Origin of the sequence: Immundisolibacter cernigliae (assembly GCF_001697225.1) — a bacterium.
Lineage (GTDB): Bacteria > Pseudomonadota > Gammaproteobacteria > Immundisolibacterales > Immundisolibacteraceae > Immundisolibacter > Immundisolibacter cernigliae.
In genome coordinates this window covers 882,063-897,266 of sequence record NZ_CP014671.1, presented here as the reverse complement: position 1 = coordinate 897,266, position 15,204 = coordinate 882,063, and the positions used below count along the sequence as shown (strand labels likewise).

At 61.3% G+C, this 15,204-nt stretch carries 18 protein-coding genes and 1 pseudogene; 3 read left to right on the top strand and 16 right to left on the bottom strand.

The window, feature by feature from the left end:
• Nucleotides 1-283: 283 nt before the first annotated feature.
• Nucleotides 284-997, top strand: a complete 714-nt coding sequence (locus PG2T_RS15405; protein ID WP_075968138.1) for a class I SAM-dependent methyltransferase — start codon at nt 284-286, stop codon at nt 995-997.
• Between the two features lie 209 nt (nt 998-1,206).
• Here the strand turns inward: PG2T_RS15405 and PG2T_RS04195 are convergent, their stop codons facing one another.
• From PG2T_RS04195 to PG2T_RS16940, 7 genes and pseudogenes are all read right to left on the bottom strand, one after another.
• A complete protein-coding gene (locus tag PG2T_RS04195) occupies nt 1,207-2,232 on the bottom strand; it encodes a glycosyltransferase family 4 protein (RefSeq protein WP_068802965.1) in 1,026 nt (341 codons plus the stop codon).
• Nucleotides 2,233-3,162, bottom strand: a complete 930-nt coding sequence (locus PG2T_RS16950) for a glycosyltransferase (RefSeq protein ID WP_075968137.1) — start codon at nt 3,160-3,162, stop codon at nt 2,233-2,235.
• 4 nt (nt 3,163-3,166) lie between these two features.
• Nucleotides 3,167-4,030 carry a hypothetical protein gene (locus PG2T_RS15985; protein WP_145930990.1) on the bottom strand — a complete coding sequence of 288 codons (864 nt, stop codon included), beginning with the start codon at nt 4,028-4,030 and terminating at the stop codon, nt 3,167-3,169.
• A gap of 161 nt (nt 4,031-4,191) precedes the next feature.
• Nucleotides 4,192-5,292 carry a UDP-galactopyranose mutase gene (glf, locus tag PG2T_RS15390; protein WP_075968135.1) on the bottom strand — a complete coding sequence of 367 codons (1,101 nt, stop codon included), beginning with the start codon at nt 5,290-5,292 and terminating at the stop codon, nt 4,192-4,194.
• A gap of 59 nt (nt 5,293-5,351) precedes the next feature.
• The gene (locus tag PG2T_RS04190; RefSeq protein WP_083214754.1) at nt 5,352-6,605 is read right to left on the bottom strand and encodes an oligosaccharide flippase family protein; all 1,254 of its coding nucleotides are present in this window, start codon (nt 6,603-6,605) and stop codon (nt 5,352-5,354) included.
• Between the two features lie 621 nt (nt 6,606-7,226).
• Nucleotides 7,227-7,423, bottom strand: a pseudogene (locus tag PG2T_RS16945) (DUF2283 domain-containing protein).
• Complete coding sequence (locus tag PG2T_RS16940; protein WP_075968134.1) at nt 7,420-7,602, bottom strand: hypothetical protein; 183 nt, start codon at nt 7,600-7,602, stop codon at nt 7,420-7,422. The pseudogene PG2T_RS16945 and the gene PG2T_RS16940 overlap by 4 nt, the downstream one beginning before the upstream one ends.
• Before the next feature lie 155 nt (nt 7,603-7,757).
• Here PG2T_RS16940 and PG2T_RS04185 point away from each other — a divergent pair, with 155 nt between their 5' ends.
• Nucleotides 7,758-8,807: a Fic family protein gene (locus tag PG2T_RS04185; RefSeq protein WP_068802963.1), complete on the top strand. Its 1,050-nt coding sequence runs from the start codon at nt 7,758-7,760 to the stop codon at nt 8,805-8,807.
• Between the two features lie 108 nt (nt 8,808-8,915).
• On the opposite strand, the gene PG2T_RS04180 is transcribed toward PG2T_RS04185, so the two are convergent.
• The 8 genes from PG2T_RS04180 to PG2T_RS04145 all read right to left on the bottom strand — a co-directional run bounded on the left by PG2T_RS04180 (nt 8,916) and on the right by PG2T_RS04145 (nt 13,458).
• Nucleotides 8,916-9,338: a type II toxin-antitoxin system VapC family toxin gene (locus PG2T_RS04180; RefSeq protein WP_068802962.1), complete on the bottom strand. Its 423-nt coding sequence runs from the start codon at nt 9,336-9,338 to the stop codon at nt 8,916-8,918.
• A gap of 162 nt (nt 9,339-9,500) precedes the next feature.
• A complete protein-coding gene (locus PG2T_RS04175; RefSeq protein WP_068802961.1) occupies nt 9,501-9,749 on the bottom strand; it encodes a type II toxin-antitoxin system Phd/YefM family antitoxin in 249 nt (82 codons plus the stop codon).
• Nucleotides 9,750-10,061: 312 nt separating this feature from the next.
• Nucleotides 10,062-10,310 carry a DUF2442 domain-containing protein gene (locus PG2T_RS04170; RefSeq protein ID WP_068802960.1) on the bottom strand — a complete coding sequence of 83 codons (249 nt, stop codon included), beginning with the start codon at nt 10,308-10,310 and terminating at the stop codon, nt 10,062-10,064.
• Between the two features lie 7 nt (nt 10,311-10,317).
• Nucleotides 10,318-10,584, bottom strand: a complete 267-nt coding sequence (dhiT, locus tag PG2T_RS04165) for a type II toxin-antitoxin system toxin DhiT (protein WP_068802959.1) — start codon at nt 10,582-10,584, stop codon at nt 10,318-10,320.
• A gap of 212 nt (nt 10,585-10,796) precedes the next feature.
• On the bottom strand, nt 10,797-11,201 hold the full coding sequence (locus PG2T_RS04160) for a type II toxin-antitoxin system VapC family toxin (RefSeq protein WP_068802958.1): 405 nt from the start codon (nt 11,199-11,201) through the stop codon (nt 10,797-10,799).
• Nucleotides 11,201-11,455 (bottom strand): type II toxin-antitoxin system Phd/YefM family antitoxin, encoded by a 255-nt coding sequence (locus PG2T_RS04155; protein ID WP_068802957.1) that lies wholly within the window; start codon nt 11,453-11,455, stop codon nt 11,201-11,203. The genes PG2T_RS04160 and PG2T_RS04155 overlap by 1 nt, the downstream gene beginning before the upstream one ends.
• A 268-nt stretch (nt 11,456-11,723) precedes the next feature.
• Nucleotides 11,724-12,884, bottom strand: a complete 1,161-nt coding sequence (locus PG2T_RS04150; protein ID WP_068802956.1) for an ATP-binding protein — start codon at nt 12,882-12,884, stop codon at nt 11,724-11,726.
• A 352-nt stretch (nt 12,885-13,236) separates the two neighbouring features.
• Entirely contained in the window at nt 13,237-13,458 is a 222-nt protein-coding gene (locus PG2T_RS04145) for a hypothetical protein (protein WP_068802955.1), read from the bottom strand.
• A gap of 65 nt (nt 13,459-13,523) precedes the next feature.
• On the opposite strand from PG2T_RS04145, the gene PG2T_RS16615 reads away from it, so the two are divergent.
• The gene (locus tag PG2T_RS16615) at nt 13,524-13,826 is read left to right on the top strand and encodes a hypothetical protein (RefSeq protein ID WP_068802954.1); all 303 of its coding nucleotides are present in this window, start codon (nt 13,524-13,526) and stop codon (nt 13,824-13,826) included.
• A 227-nt stretch (nt 13,827-14,053) separates the two neighbouring features.
• Here the strand turns inward: PG2T_RS16615 and PG2T_RS04135 are convergent, their stop codons facing one another.
• Nucleotides 14,054-15,052 carry an IS110 family transposase gene (locus PG2T_RS04135; RefSeq protein WP_068802953.1) on the bottom strand — a complete coding sequence of 333 codons (999 nt, stop codon included), beginning with the start codon at nt 15,050-15,052 and terminating at the stop codon, nt 14,054-14,056.
• Nucleotides 15,053-15,204: the final 152 nt, after the last annotated feature.

Below are 15,204 nucleotides of genomic sequence, written 5' to 3'. Positions count from 1 at the left end.
TGCAGGCCCGACGACTCCGGCGGCCACGGCGGGCGTGAGTCGTCGGACTTCCTGCGTCAGCCCAATACGCCTGCTCCCCTCTTCCGCGAGCGGGAGAGGGGCCGGGGAGAGGGTGCTCGTGCCGCCCGGTCGGCAGTGCCAGAAGCGTGGTACCCCGCATGCAGCGCACTACGCGGAAACCGGTTTGCCCCATCACCCCCGGTTCCGCTGCGTTCCATTCACGCTACTTTTGCTGAGGACTTGCACGGTGATGGACTTCGAGAACTGTGGAGTTTAGTAAAGCATGAGCAAGATACTCAAATTTCTATATGGCCCTATCCGGCCTATATTAAAGAAAATTCTATTGGATTGTTATATTGAATCTATTGCGAAAAATATAAATTTGGAGCTCGGTCGCCACGCTTTACGTGCGACGGCGCACTACGTCGCCGCCCGAATGTCCATGGCACGATCCTATGCAAGAAAGTTTGATCTTTACGATGACGTTATTTCCCGAGCTCCAGTTACTGGTTTATGGCTTGAGTTCGGAGTGTATACGGGTGAAACTATAAACTATATTGCGGGCAGGGCATCTTCCGTTATTTATGGCTTTGATTCTTTTGAGGGGTTGCCGGAAAATTGGCGAGATGGGTTTCCAAAGGGGCACTTTTCGTTAGGAAGGCTGCCTACTGTTAAGGGGAATGTAGAGCTAGTTACAGGCTGGTTTGACGAAACCCTCCCTAACTTTCTCTCAGAGCATCCAGGCCCAATTTCATTTTTACACATCGATTGCGATCTCTACTCTTCAACCAAGGTCGTATTTGACCTATGCCAGGATCGAATTGTGCCCGGCACAATCATTGTTTTTGACGAATACTTTAATTATCCGGGATGGGAAGAGGGCGAATTTAAGGCGTTCCAAGAGTTTGTTTCAATACAAAATTTAGAATACGAGTACATTGGGTACGTATTTAACCATGAGCAAGTCGCTATTTGTATTGTCGGGAAAGAATCATAGGGAAACGCTGATTAATCCGTCGCTGAAGGCGTGACGAAGAAAAGGCAGCGACGTATGAGGCTCCAGCCGGCGCAATGCGGCTTCGCCTTATTGCATACCCTGCCTACTTTCAAACACAGCGTGGTAGCCCGTATGCAGCGCAGCGCAATACAGAGAAACCGGTTGCGCCGTCACCCGGATTCCGCTGCGCTGCATCCAGGCTACTTTTGCTAAAGCCGTGCCTCGCCCCGCAGCGGCACCGGCTTTCCCAACACCCGTTCGAACACCGCCAGGTAGCCGGCCACCATGCGTTCCAGCGTGTAACGGGACTCGACCACCTGCCGGTTGTGCTGGCCCATGCGCCGCACCCGCTCGCGGTCGGCGGCCAGTGTGCGCAATGCATCTGCGTACGCCTCCGGTTCGCCAACTGGGCACAGCAGTCCGCCCGCGCGCGGTTCGATCAGCTCCGGATTCGATGCCGCATCGCTCGCCACCACGACAAGGCCGCTCGCCATCGCTTCCAGCAGCGCCAGGCTCATCCCCTCGCGCACGGTGGGCAGCAGCAGCGCGTCGAAGCGGCGGTACAGCGTCGGCATCTGGTCGTGCGGCACGCGCCCCTGCGGGTGCAGGCCGGCCCAGCGCGGATCGCCGATGCCGGCCCGTGCGCCCGTCGTGTAGTGGATCTGCACGTCCGGGCCGGCAAGCCGGGCGATTTCCGGCAGCAGGTCTGCGCCCTTGCGTCGCGTCAGATTCCCGCTAAACAGGACGCGCAGCGGGCCATCTTGCGGCGGCGCGTCGCCGGGGCGAAAGCGCCCCACGTCCACGCCGTTGGGGATCACCTCAATGGGTCCGGCAAAGCGCAGGTCCTCGCGCACCAGCCGCGCCGTGAAGTTGCTCACGGCCGTCACCGCCGCCGCGCGGCGCAGCGCCATGCGCGTGTAGAGGCGCAGGTCCGTGGCGTAGTGCAGGCGCTGCACGGCCGAGCTGTACCGCCGCATGACGCGGTCCAGCACGTAGTTGTGGAAGGTAATGACCAGCGGCGTGCGCCGGGGACACACGAACGCTGCATGGTCCGGCGGGGCATGTACTAACGAGTGACGGTTGCGTCTATATCGAAGCAGAAGGGGAGGGCACACCTCAAGGATGGGTAAGTACTCGCTAACAACATAGTTTCGAATGTTCGCTGCAAGAGAAGCGTGCAAGACCGTCGCCCCGGTTCCATGAGGTACGAACGCGCTTATCGCCCCAGAAGTCATTCAATTAGGCCCGAATGGACGATTATCGAGATTATTGAATAGAGCGTCCCATACTCCTTGTAGAAATGCTCTGGATTGCTCCAGTCTGTGTGGCATGAAAATCATAGCTGCTACCCACCGGATAACCGTTCCCATGGCTACCAAGAGAGACGCAGTCCTTCCGTAGTGGTGAGACGCAACCCAAATGCGATTTCGAACCTCGAAATATCGCTTCCAAGCTGGCAGTTCCTGAATCCACATGACTTTTCCGAGTAAAGCTATACGTCGCAATCGCGGTAGTGGGTGATACAGGGTGGCGGACGGCGCTAGCCATATCGAAACGCCGGCTTTTTTGCACCTTATACAAAACTCAACGTCATCCCCGCTAATGAATAACTCGGGTCGAGGGGGGGCAACGCGATCCAACAAAGACGTCGGAATCAAAAGTCCTAAAAAAGGGAGCGAGCTCACGCGTAGCGGGCCGCCACAATGTTCGCGCTCGCGGAATGTCTCTCGACCTGCGACAGCCTCTACGGCCCAACAGAACGTACTGTCGTCCGGCGGATGCCCCACAGCCGCAGGCCCTATCACTCTGTTCTCGTCTATCGCCAATTCAAGCAATGTCTCCAAGCAGGTGGCGCTCGGACACGCATCGTCGTCCATCACCCACACGTAATGTCCCTTCCTGTAACCAACCGCTGCCATTCCAAAAGCGAACCCGCCAGCCCCCCCAAGGTTGCGCTCCGTTGTTAGGGCAGAAAAGGGGATCAGTGACGCCTCTTTTAGCGTTTCAAGGAGCGCACCAGTTTCGCTATCCGAGCAGTTATCGATTACGAGGATACTATCGGGCTTCCTGCTTTGCATCCAAAGAGCGTCTATTACCTCGCGGAGTAGGCGCGGACGATTATGTGTTACCACAAGTGCCGTTACTTTTATGAGGGCGTTCTCCATCGGTTCAAAGACCAGAGACTGGCGAAAAACAGTTCGGATCAAGAGCAGCTAGCCCAGGAAGGGCGTCGCGCATGCTTTGCTCTTGATTAAAGAAGCTGAAATGCCCGGCAAAGGCATCATGAGAAACTACGATGGGGCGAAACCGGTCAACGCATTCTTTGCAAAACACTTCCTCATCCAATCCCAAAGTGCCGCTCAATGTCCCGACCCGAAACCCTCCCAGCTCCCCCCAAAATTGTCTCTCAAACAGTATGGCGCCTATGCTGAAGCGGACCGGAACAAAGGAGTAGCCGTTCGCCGCGTTAGCGATGCGTTCCCCGAGGGCGTCAAGAGGCAGGCAGTGACGCCACAGCCAGACTACGGATTCCGGATCACGAAACACTTGATGCGGGTGCGAGTACCCGAGGTGGCCGAATTTTTGCCTAAACTCCTCCGTAAGGCCGAGTTTATCCAGAAGCATTTGATAGGTGTAGCCATTAATATTGATCAGCGGAGCACATGCTCCAGGTTTTGCGAGGCCACTGGCGCTTATGCGATGGTACGTTCGCTCAAGGCGCTCCAACATCCCACTTGTAAGAAACATGTCTTCATCTATTTTGTGTATCAACAGAGCGTGCTCATGAGCGGCTATTGCTAGATTTACTGCAAGTCCGACCTTGTTTTTTTTTGTAGCAAGATAACTCCAGCCGTATTCTTCGCAATACGCGCGGAGTTTAGTATCGTCAACTCCCGAGCTCGCTATACACACGTCGTAATCTGCGGAAACGGTTCTAGCTAGGCGAGGAATTACATAAGGCCACAAAAAACTTTTATGCCCAGCCAAAAGGACGACGAGGCGTTCGCGCTGGCGTTGGCGGTCTATAAACACGCGTTGGCCAGCAAAATTTTGCCTCGTGATGTAAGTGCTACGAGTAACCATCGCCGCGTCGCGAAATAGCCTCGCGACAAATCCTCCGTAGCCATACCTCTTCACGCTCCGGCGAGCTCGGCGGCCTAGGCTAGGTAATGTTGAGGTAGACATTAATAGTGTTACTTCAAATGAGTGAGTATGTACTCTGACTTCTTAAGTGCCGCCGCTACGATCTGATCCATATTGTAATAGCGGTATTGGGCGAGGCGCCCTACGAAAGTGACGTTAAGTAGCTGATCTGCGAGGGCGTTATACTGTTGGAAGATCTCCTCATGCTGTGGCCGAGGAATAGGGTAGTACGGCTCTCCGTTAGATTGAGGGTATTCTCTTACAATCGAAGTGCCAGTGTGCGACTGACCTGTTAAATGTTTGAATTCAGTCACACGCGTATAGTCTTCCTCGTTGGGGTAGTTGATGGTTCCGACTGATTGATATGCTGGCACATCAGGAAAGTGCCGGTGCTCGAAGAGAATGCTGCGATATGGAAGTCTGCCAAATCGGTAGTTGAAAAATGCGTCAATTGGCCCCGTATAGATTGTGTGTCGTGCTTGTATCGTAGAGCGTAGCGTGAAGTAGTCGGTTTCTAGATGGGTCGTAATATTAGGGTGGTCTAACATGCAACGAAACATCGCCGAATACCCCTCCGCGGGCATGAGTTGGTAAGTGTCGGTAAAGTATCGGTCATCGTCATTAGTGCGGGTGGGAATTCGCGCTGCAACGCCGGCTGACAGGTCAGAGAGGTCTAAGCCCCACTGTTTACGGGTGTAACCACGAAAAAATTTCTCGCATAACTCGCTCCCAACGCTGCTTAGCACGAGGTCCTCACTGGTGCGGATGTGGTCTCTCGGTTGCCGTACGCGTTCAAGCCATGCGGCGGCGCCGCTTTCGTCTAGATCGAGTCGGTAGAGTTTATTCAGCGTAGTGCGGTTTATAGGTATTGGGAAAAGCCGCCCGTCCACACTTGCAAGTACGCGGTGTTCATAAAATCGCCATGTTGTAAAGCGAGACAGCCATTCCAGCACCCTTTTTGCGTTGGTATGGAATATGTGAGGGCCATACGGATGTATCAAGACGCCGTGGTCGTCGTAGCGATCATATGCGTTCCCGCCGACATGGCTGCGTTTATCTATAACCAAAACCGTGTGCCCGGCGTCGGCCAATTCGCGGGCACAAACCGAGCCGGCAAGGCCAGCGCCGACGATCAAGATATCGAATTGCATCGTTCCACGAGCTCCAGGATGGTGGGTACAAGCATGGAATGCCGTTCTCGATGAAGGCATTAGTAATGTTTTCGGTTACCCACAAGCGAAATGAGCTGTCTTGCAATCATAACCGCCTCGGGGATGTATGTAGCCACAGCAGCGCCGCGCGCGCCCCATGCTGGGACCAGTAGCGCAGTAGCCGCCACGCTGATGAATGCACCCAGCCCATATGCGTCATAAAGCTGCGTCTGTTGGCTGCGTCCAGCCAAGGCCATGGTCAGTAGCATGCGAAGGACAAACATTGCCGGCACGAACGCGAGCAAGGCCGTCACGGGGACGGATTCCACGAAGCCGGGTCCAAGTAAGACCGGCAGCCAAGGCGCGCCGGCCGCGATTGCGACGCCACCGATAATGGCGAGTAACAGCGCCGGGATACCTAGCGTGTAGATAGGCAATGTACCAGAGGCCATGCGGTAGGCACGCGGAAGCAGGGTTTCGAGCATCGCTTGCAAGGGCACAGCAAGGATGTCCGTCACCCGTTGCGCGACGCTGTAGACGCCCGCACCGGCGATCGAGTCCAGCCGCGCCAGGATGGGCTTGTTGGCTTCCGCCTGGATGCGCATGGCCGAGCCGGCGAAGGCGAACGGAAAGCCGGCGCTGACAAGGCGCACAAACGGTGTGTCGGAGCGGCGCGGTATGCCGAAGCACCGCAGCGCGGCGCCGCCGGCCAGCAAGACATAAGCCGCCGTCACCGTCCCGTACCACACGGCCCAGTTGGCCGGACTGGGTGGCGCAATGGCCAGCAGCGCGCAGAACACCGCCAGACGCGCCACGATCAGCCCGGCCATGGCGGCGCCAAAGCCACCCATGCGCTGCACCGCTTGCCAGGTGCGCGCCAGCAGCTCCAGCAGGCTGGCCCCGGCAAGGTCCGCCAGAACGATGGCGGCGACGGCATACGCGGGCAGGGCGGGCGGGACCAGGAGGTGGCAGGCGACGAAGGCTGCCACGGACAGCGGCACCACGCTGATGGCCCACAACCGCAGCGCGTCGCCGAGATGGGTCGCCAGATGCTCCGGATTACGGGCGCCGTCGCGCACCAACAGGGCCTGCCCACCGAGGCCCGCCAGCGGGGCGAACAGGGTGGCAATCGCCATCACCGCAATCAGTGAGCCGTAACCCTCCGCCCCCAGCGTGCGCGCGACCAGCACGAACAACGCTGTCTGCGCCAGCGTACGCACGGCCAGCCAGCCGAACAGCACCCCGCTGGCGCGCAGATACCCGCCGGGGCGCCAGGCGCGCAAGCGTGTCAGTGTGGCGGTGGTTGCTGTCAAGGGGAGGGTGTTTCAGCAGTTGTGTTGGATGTTGAACGGCGACGGTGCGTGACCGTGGATAGTGTCGCGCGCGGCGCACAGGATAACGACGCGGCCCGGGTGGCGCTTGAGCGCTGGCCGTTTGCGCCGGGCGGTCCAGGTCTTCCTGCCGGCGGGCCAGCAGGGTTGCCGTCTGGTCGCGCGTGTCGGATTGTCGGCGTCGAACAGGTACACCAGCACGTTGGTGTGGGGGAAAGCCCGCATCAGGCGCGCAGGTTCAGGGGTCGGTGCGGTAGCGGTCGCATTGGGGCTGCGGCATGCGCAACGCGGTGGATGGGTTCTGCCGCCTGGTCCGGCGTGCGGGTGACGATGTCGATGGGCTGCTCGCCGGGCGGGCGGTGTGTATGAATTTGTGGGAGCGCAGCTTGGCTGCGCGATGGTCGCCCGGCGGATGATGGCGCGATGATCGCCCGGCATAGCCGGGCTCCTACAACCGGTCGGGACGGTGTGTATGGGTTTGTAGGGGCGCAGCTTCGCTGCGCGATGATCGCGCGGCGCAGCCGGGCTCCTGCTCAGGTAGCTGCCCGCGAAGCAGTCTCGGCCGATGGGCAGAGAGCCACAATCCAGGCGCCGGAGCCATCATTACGCGGCGATGCCTTCAATGGTCAGGTGGCGAATGTCGGTCCGCTGGCTGGCGTGCTCGAAGGTGATTGCGCAGATGTTGCCCTGGCTGTCGGTGTCGAGTGTGGTTTTTCGTCGAGGTCCCTGGACTCGGCGATATCGCCATCGCGAAACTCGATGTACAGGGTGTCTGTGTCGTCGAAATACCGGACCTTCATGGCTTGTATCCTCGGTCGAAAAATGCGTTGTGGACGGTTTGCGCATCCGGCAGGAGCACTACTCTGAGGTATCTGCCTTCGTGTTCGTCTATCTTGGCCCAGCGGCGGATTCTCCCGTCGGCCTGGACATTCTCCCGCTCGGGCGACTCGATCACGCGCCGAATCCATTCGTCCCTGATCGGCGCACGGTCCGGTCGTTGGCGAGGGTGGCGGTGGTGGTTTTAGACCGTCTCCCGGCCATTCCCCGCAAGATCCAAGCCTGGCAAATTGGGTGTAAATGGGCGTCTTATTGGATGCGGCTCGAAATGGGTGTAAATGGGTGTAGTATTGGTTCATGCTGCGAACCGACACCCTCCAGATCACCCCGGAGATCCTGCGCCTCGTCGCCAGGATCGACGAGTTCAAGGGCGCCTGGCGCGCCTTGGGCACGCTCGCGCCTGACCGACTGTCGGCCCTGCGCCGCGTGGCCACCATCGAGAGCATCGGCTCCTCCACCCGCATCGAGGGCAGCAAGCTGTCCGACCGCGAGGTGGAGCAGCTGCTGTCGAACCTGGAGATCAAGTCCTTCGCCACTCGCGACGAGCAGGAGGTGGCCGGCTACGCCGAGCTGATGGACCTGGTGTTCTCGTCGTGGCAGGACATCCCGTTCACCGAGAACCACATCAAGCAGTTGCACCAGATCCTGCTGCGCTACAGCGAGAAGGACACCTGGCATCGCGGCAACTACAAGACCAACTCGAACAGCGTTGCCGCCTTCGACGAGACCGGCGCACAGATTGGCATCGTGTTTCAGACTGCGACGCCCTTCGATACGCCCCGCCTGATGACGGAGCTGGTCGCATGGGTGAACCAGGAGCGGGAGACAGCGCGGCTGCATCCGTTGCTGATCATCGCCTTGTGCGTTGTCGTGTTTCTGGAGATCCATCCTTTTCAGGATGGCAACGGACGGCTCTCCCGGGTGCTGACGACGCTCCTGCTGTTGCAGGCTGGGTACGCCTACGTGCCGTACAGTTCGCTGGAGAGCGTGATCGAGCAGAGCAAGGAAGCGTACTACCTGGCTTTGCGGCAGACGCAGGGCACGATCCGCACCGAGGCACCGAACTGGCAACCGTGGCTGGTGTTCTTCCTGCGCTCCCTGGCCGAGCAGGTTCGGCGCCTGGAGAAGAAGGTCGAGCGCGAGAGGATCGTGCTGGCGGCCCTGCCGGAACTGCAGTTACGGATCGTCGAGTTCGCCCGCGAGCACGGGCGCGTCACCATCGGCGAGGCCATCAAGCTGACCGGCGCCAGCCGCAACACGCTGAAGCAGCACTTCCGGGCATTGGTCGAGCGCGGCACGCTTGATCAGCACGGCAGTGGCCGTGGAGTCTGGTACGGCCTGCGCTGAGGGACTGCGGGACGCGGGTTCGATTCCCCTTTGGAAAGGCTGAAAAAAATGCCTTCCGTGGCATTTTTCAGCTCGCCTCGGCGTGGTCGGCACACGGCAGGGCCAGCGTTACAACGATTCGGTGCTGACGCCAAGCGCGATGGCCGCCTGGCACAGGGCACGGTCCAGCGTGCAGACGCACCCGCCGTGATTGGCGGCGACGGCCAGGTGCAACGCGTCGCCGCTGCGCAGGCCCGTGGCGTGCTGATCTGCAAACCGCGCGGCGGTGCGAAAGTCCAGGCGCGACACGGGCCAAACCAGCAGCGAGTTGTCGACCAGCGCCGAAAATACGGCCAGGGCCTGGGCGCGGTGGTACGGCGTCAGCTGGCCGGTGCGTACTTTTATCGACAGGGCGCCGGAGAACTCGGTGACGACCCAATCACTGACGGCAAGGTTTTCAGGATCCTGCGCGGCCAGCCAGGTTTGAAGTGATGCGGTGCGCGCTTCGTGCGTGAGTGCTGCAAGCAGGAGGCTGGTGTCCAGGTATTGCACGGCCTACTAAGGAACCGCTGAAGTATTCAGCGTTTCCCGCAGCGCAGGGACGCGCTGCCAAGATCAGCGGCTGTAAGCGGCTGATCTTGTGAGCCATCGGAAAACCACGCTTTTCCGATGGCGGGCGCTGAGAAATCCAGGATGGATTTATTCAGCGCTTCTCTAATAGCGAGCCTGGTCCCGCACGGCGCGGACGAACTCGCCGGCCGGCTGTGCCTGCATGGGTTGGTCTGCGGTCAGGCGCTGCAAGGCGGCAAGGTCGATGGGTCGACGCGGTTTGTCCGGCGTCGACATTTGGGCCACCGGCTTGCCGCGCTTGGTGATGATGACGGTTTCGCCTTGGGCGGCCTTGTCGGTCAGTTCGCTCAGGTGCGCTTTCGCTTCCGCCAGGCTGACGACGGTGTTTTCCATGGCGATGTGCCTTCGTGACTATCTGGGTGGTCAGGATAAGGCGGGGTGTGTGTGTGTCGGCAAGAACGCCCAAATTCTGGTCTGACGCTGTGCTGTTGCGGGTAGGAGCGGGCCATGCCCGCGACCGGGGCGGCGCGCATGGATTTGTAGGAGCGCAGCTTCGCTGCGCGATGATCGCCGGTCGGATGCGGCAGCCCGTATAGGGTGGGCAAAGGCCGTAAGGCCGTGCCCACGCGGTTCTGACGAGCTTTCGATGAGCCGCATGCGGCGCCGGGCGCCGTGTCCGCGTGGGCACGCCGCGCTTTGCCCACCCTACGTTGGCTGCCCGACCAGCTTCATTCCGGCAAGCAGTGTTTCCGGTGCGATGTCTTGTGCGTGGGGCCACGTTACGGCACCGAACGCTATGGATACCTGCGAGAAGTAGTTTTTGTCTTTCAGCTCGCTGAATAGACCGTGATTCAGGTACGGCTTCAGGTCGAAGACGCCTTGTCGGCCGTCTTGCAGTTCGACGTATATCTGATAGTCATCCAGCGGGCGCACATTTGTTACATCCCAGTACATGGAAACCTCACAATGGATCGATTTTGTAGGGCATCTGTCCGGCCGCGGCCAGTTCCCAATCTGCCAGAAGTTCGTCTCGACGAAGCTCTATCCAGGCCTGTACGAGGCGCAGCTGTTTGCGCGGCAATTCGCCTGCCAACACCTCTCCATCCGCAATCCGCACCGATGCTTCAAACTCTGCATACCGCGCGTGAATGTGCGGCGCACTGTGATGTTGATCATCCAGAAAGTACATTCGGATAATAATCCCGTAGAACATTGATATCACGGGCATGTTTTCGATGCTCCCATGGCAGTCATGCCGTTATTGCTGGGTGGCTGGCTGCTCACACGGCGAACTGCGTTTGCGCGTAAGCATGGATGGCGTGCTGCGCTGCGCACAGGGTATCGCCGAAATCGCGGCCGCGCGAGGCGGTTGCGGGTGAGCCGCATGGCGGGCCATTCGTCGGCGTTTTGGATCAGTTCGCGTACGGCGCAGGGGCGCGCTCAGGCCAGCACGCCGACGCCGGCGGCACGGGCGGCCTCGGCGAGGGCGGCATCCTGGGTGGCGATGGGCTGTTGCAGGCGCAGCGCCAGCTCGAGATAGGCGGCGTCGCAGGCGCTCAGGTCATGGCGCAGGGCAAGGGACAGCAGCGTGGCTGCGCTGGCCGGCCGGGTGTCTGTATCGATGGGCAGGGCGGCCAGGTTTTCGAGCACGGCCTGCGCCTGCTGGGCGATCAGGATGCCGCGCTTGCACCCGGTGCGCAGTACGTTGGCCAGTTCCATCGGCCACAGGCCGGGGGCATGGGCGCGGTCGTCCAGCAGGCGCTGGGCGACCGACTCGGTGTAGGCATTGGCCTGGTTTTCGAAAATCCAGCCACACACCACCGAGCTGTCGAGCACGAAGGGCATCAGTCGAGCCCTTCCCGGGCGATGGCCTTGGGGTCGCCCTCCAGGCGCACGCCGTGGCGCAGACGGCGCAATTCTGCGAGTGCCGCGGCAGCACGTTGGCGCTGTGGCAGGTGCTCCGGGGCATCGCCGGTGTCGGCAACCAGCCGGGCGACCGGCCGGCCGCGACGGGTGATGGCCACGGTTTCGCCCTGCTCGACGGCGGCCACCAGTTCCGAAAGGCGATTCTTGGCTTCGTAAATGGGTACGCTTTTCATCGTCTAGCCTGTTTCCTGCAGCGCAGGGACGCGCTGCCGAAATCAGCGGCTGTAAGCTGCTGATTTTGTGAGCCATCGGAAAACCACGCTTTTCCGATGGCGGGCGCTGAGAAATCCAGGATGGATTTATTCAGCGCTTCCTTAAGTAGCTAGCTAGAAGGTAGCACGGCCCCCGCCGGTTCGAGTTGGGCCGGGTTGCGGTCGTGGGCATGGCCCGCTCCTACCGCGGAGGCCGCAGCACCGGCTCAGCCCGGTGGCGGTCCGAGTATCAGACGTGTGGTTGCCATTCCCGCCACGGAATCCATTTCACGCCGTTTCGGGTTTGCGCATGCTCGCCCGCGTACACCAGCGTCGGTTCGGCGGCGGCGTCTGCGGCCACATCCAGCCAGCGCAGCAGGCTGCGGCTGGCATCCGCTGTGATGGTTGATCCTGCTTTGGCTTCTACTGGCCACAGGCGGTTGTCGCGTTCGATGATCAGGTCCACCTCGTGCCCGGCACGGTCGCGCCAGAAGCTCAGATTGGCCGGCAGGCCACGGTTGAAGCGCGCCTTGAGGTGTTCGCTCACCACCCAGGTTTCGAACAGGGCGCCGCGCAGGGGGTGGGTGGCCAGTTGTGACTCGGTTTCGATGCCCAGCAGGCGCGCAGCCAGGCCGGTGTCCAGAAAATAGAGCTTCGGGGTTTTGACCAGCCGCTTGTTGAAGTTGCGGTGATGCGGCGGCAGGCGGTGGATGAGGTAGCTGGCCTCCAGCACGGACAGCCACTGCCCGGCGGTGTTGTGGCTGACGCCGGCCTCGTCGCCCAGCGCCGACAGGTTCAGCAGTTGCCCGGTGCGGCCGGCGCACAGGCGCACGAAGCGCTGGAACTGAGCCAGGTCGCGCACGTTGATCAGTTGCCGTACGTCCCGCTCCAGGTAGGTCTGCACGTAGTTGGCGTACCAGATGGCCGGGTCGAGCCGGCGGTCGTGCACCGGCGGGTAGCCACCATCCAGCAGCAGCCGGTCCAGGGACGGCGGCAGCAGGCCGCCGGCGCGCAGCTCCGCAATGCCAAGGGGCAGCAGATGCAGCAGGGCCACGCGGCCGGCCAGGCTCTGGCTGATGCCGGACATCAGACCGAACTGCTGCGAGCCGGTCAGCACGAAGCGGCCGGGACGCGGATCTTCGTCCACGCGCCTTTGCAGGTAGGCGAACAGGTCCGGGCAGCGCTGCGCTTCGTCCAGCACGGCGCCGTCCGGGTACTGGGCCAGAAAGCCGCGTGTGTCTTCCTGCGCAAACTGGCGGGTGTCCGGGTCTTCCAGCGAGGCGTAGGGCAGGGCCGGGAACAGTGCCCGGCACAGCGTCGTTTTGCCGGACTGGCGCGGGCCGGTAACCGCCAGGACGGGGTAGCCAGCGGCGAGGCTGCTGAGCGTATGGCTGGCGTCGCGGGGGATCATGTGGCTGATTGTAAGTTCAACTTACAATCAGCACGAAACGGCGCTGCGTGTTGCTGACGATGCCCGAACACGGCTGGCCTTCCGCGGCAGGAGCGGGCCATGCCCGCGACCGGGGCGGCGTGCATGGATTTGTAGGAGCGCAGCTTCGCTGCGCGATCGCCCGGCGGATGAGGCAGCGACGATCGCCTGGCGGATGAGGCAGCGTTGATCGCCCGGCGCAGCCGGGCTCCAGGTAAGGCAGTCGGCGTGGTCAGTCTGGTTGGCCGCGGGGCGCGGCACCAAGTGGGAACGCGGCGGCTGCGGAATCCCGGATTCCGCTGCGCTGCATCCAGGCTACGTCTCGATTTCCTTTTCACGCCGTCAGGGCAATGCGGTCAATGACCTTCTGGGGCAGCTCCACGCCAATGAAGAAAGATTTTGGGTACAGGTAGTCTTCACCCGACTCGTCTATGACGCGCAGCTGATCGTGTTTGTCGGCATCAGGATCACTAATTACCTCGTACAGCTTGCGCCGCTCCAAAGAGGCTTCATAGCCGGTGTTTTCGGCGCAAATTACAAAGTGATGTTCAATCATGAGTTTCAGTCCACGTAGCGTTTGATCTTGAACTCGTACCTGCCGATTCCGGATGCTTCGTACCAATGCAGTTCAGCTTCGCGGATCGCACCATCGGGAAGCAGTACGCGGGCGAAACCTTTGCGCTTTCTCCAACGGCCCAGGCCGTAGCGTTTCCGCAACCGTGGAAGCTCCCGTATTTCGGAATCAGCGCGAACGTTTCGATATTCCGAAGCTCGCTGATGATGGCGAAATACATGGACCGATGGTACCCCGTCCAAACCTACGGTATCGCCCGGCGTTGCTCGCGCGCCTGGCAGCCAGGCGCGAAGCGCGATGATCGCCCGGCGCAGAAAGGCTCCTACAAGGCGGCGTGCATGGATTTGTAGGAGCGCAGCTTCGCTGCGCGATGATCGCCCGGCGGATGAGGCAGCGACGATTGCCTGGCGGATGATGCAGCGATGATCGCCCGGCGCAGCCGGGCTCCTACAGGCCGGTGATCGCTGCGTGTTGCTGACGATGCCCGATATCCGAACACGGCTGACCTTCCGCGGCAGGGGCGGGCCGGCCCGCGACAGGGCGGCGTGCATGGATTTGTAGATACTCTGTTCCGAGGTCAAGTCTTGGCGAAGTGGGCATCGCTGAAGAGCTTGGCGGGGTCGAAGGGCTGTGCGGTTTTCAGGCACGCCCAGAATCCGGTGAGCAGCTTGCGCATGACGGCACACAACGCCTGGATTTTTCGCTTGCCGCGGCGCTGGAGCGCTTCGTAGAAGGCGCGCGCGTAGGGGTCATAGCGCACGGCGCTCAGGGCGGGCATGTAGAGCGCTGCTCGCAGGTAGGCGTTGCCGGCCTTGCTGATGCGCGAGACGCCATGGACGCTGCTGCCGGACTGGCGCAGGCATACGTCAAGGCCGGCATGGCGGGCGACCTGAGCGGACTTGAGACTGGCCGGCAGCACGCACAGCTCCGCCAGCAGCGCGATGGCGCTGGCCTGGGCCACGCCCTTGGCGGCGTCCAGGTGCTGGGCCTGGCGGGCCAGCTCGGGCTGCTGCTCCAGCAGTTGGCAGGCCGCTTGGGTCAAGCGCTCGAGGCGACGCTCCAAGGTGGCGATGGCGTCGACTTCGTCCTGGATCAGCAGGTCCAGGACGCCTTGGCGGGCGCGCAGGGCATGCAGACGATTCTTGGCCTGCGTGCGCATCGCAGTCAGGCGATTGATCTGCCGGCCCAGGTCGCGCAGCGCCAGGCGCGCCGGATCGGGTGGCGTCCACACCGGCGGCGACAGGCGTTCGCCGTACTCGGCCAGCAGATCGGCATCGATGCCGTCGGTCTTGCTGCCCTGGAGCTTGAGCTTGGCGAAGTGATGGAAGCTGCGTGGGTTGATCACACTGACCGGCAGCTGCGCGTGCGCCAGCGTCACGGCCAGGTCCAGGTAGTAAACGCCCGTGGCCTCGAGTACCACGCACTGCGGCTGTGCGGCACGCAGACGCCGCTGCAGCTGCCGATGCCCTTCGGGCGTCTGTGGGAACGTCTCACGGCTGATCCGTCGGCCGTTCTGGCGCAACGCCAACTCGACGCTCTTGGCCGATACATCGATTCCCGCGTGTACTGTCGACACCTTGCTGATCCTCCGTGCTGGTGAATAATGCTCACCGGTTCCCCGACCTCGCACTTGTTGCCCGGTGTGGCCTTGTATGCGAAGTCCGCCTCGTACGATCGGCTTCCGGATACTCCACGTGCTGGGCAATGAGGCGGGGAGCCGCTCTACAC

Coding starts and splice junctions, on each gene's coding strand:
- PG2T_RS15405 (WP_075968138.1), top strand. CDS start 284: ATGAGCAAGATACTCAAATTTCTATATGGCCCTATCCGGCCTATATTA.
- PG2T_RS04195 (WP_068802965.1), bottom strand. CDS start 2,232: ATGACTTCTGGGGCGATAAGCGCGTTCGTACCTCATGGAACCGGGGCG.
- PG2T_RS16950 (WP_075968137.1), bottom strand. CDS start 3,162: ATGGAGAACGCCCTCATAAAAGTAACGGCACTTGTGGTAACACATAAT.
- glf (WP_075968135.1), bottom strand. CDS start 5,292: ATGCAATTCGATATCTTGATCGTCGGCGCTGGCCTTGCCGGCTCGGTT.
- PG2T_RS04185 (WP_068802963.1), top strand. CDS start 7,758: ATGCTGCGAACCGACACCCTCCAGATCACCCCGGAGATCCTGCGCCTC.
- PG2T_RS04175 (WP_068802961.1), bottom strand. CDS start 9,749: ATGGAAAACACCGTCGTCAGCCTGGCGGAAGCGAAAGCGCACCTGAGC.
- PG2T_RS04170 (WP_068802960.1), bottom strand. CDS start 10,310: ATGTACTGGGATGTAACAAATGTGCGCCCGCTGGATGACTATCAGATA.
- dhiT (WP_068802959.1), bottom strand. CDS start 10,584: ATGCCCGTGATATCAATGTTCTACGGGATTATTATCCGAATGTACTTT.
- PG2T_RS04160 (WP_068802958.1), bottom strand. CDS start 11,201: ATGCCCTTCGTGCTCGACAGCTCGGTGGTGTGTGGCTGGATTTTCGAA.
- PG2T_RS04155 (WP_068802957.1), bottom strand. CDS start 11,455: ATGAAAAGCGTACCCATTTACGAAGCCAAGAATCGCCTTTCGGAACTG.
- PG2T_RS04150 (WP_068802956.1), bottom strand. CDS start 12,884: ATGATCCCCCGCGACGCCAGCCATACGCTCAGCAGCCTCGCCGCTGGC.
- PG2T_RS04145 (WP_068802955.1), bottom strand. CDS start 13,458: ATGATTGAACATCACTTTGTAATTTGCGCCGAAAACACCGGCTATGAA.
- PG2T_RS16615 (WP_068802954.1), top strand. CDS start 13,524: ATGCAGTTCAGCTTCGCGGATCGCACCATCGGGAAGCAGTACGCGGGC.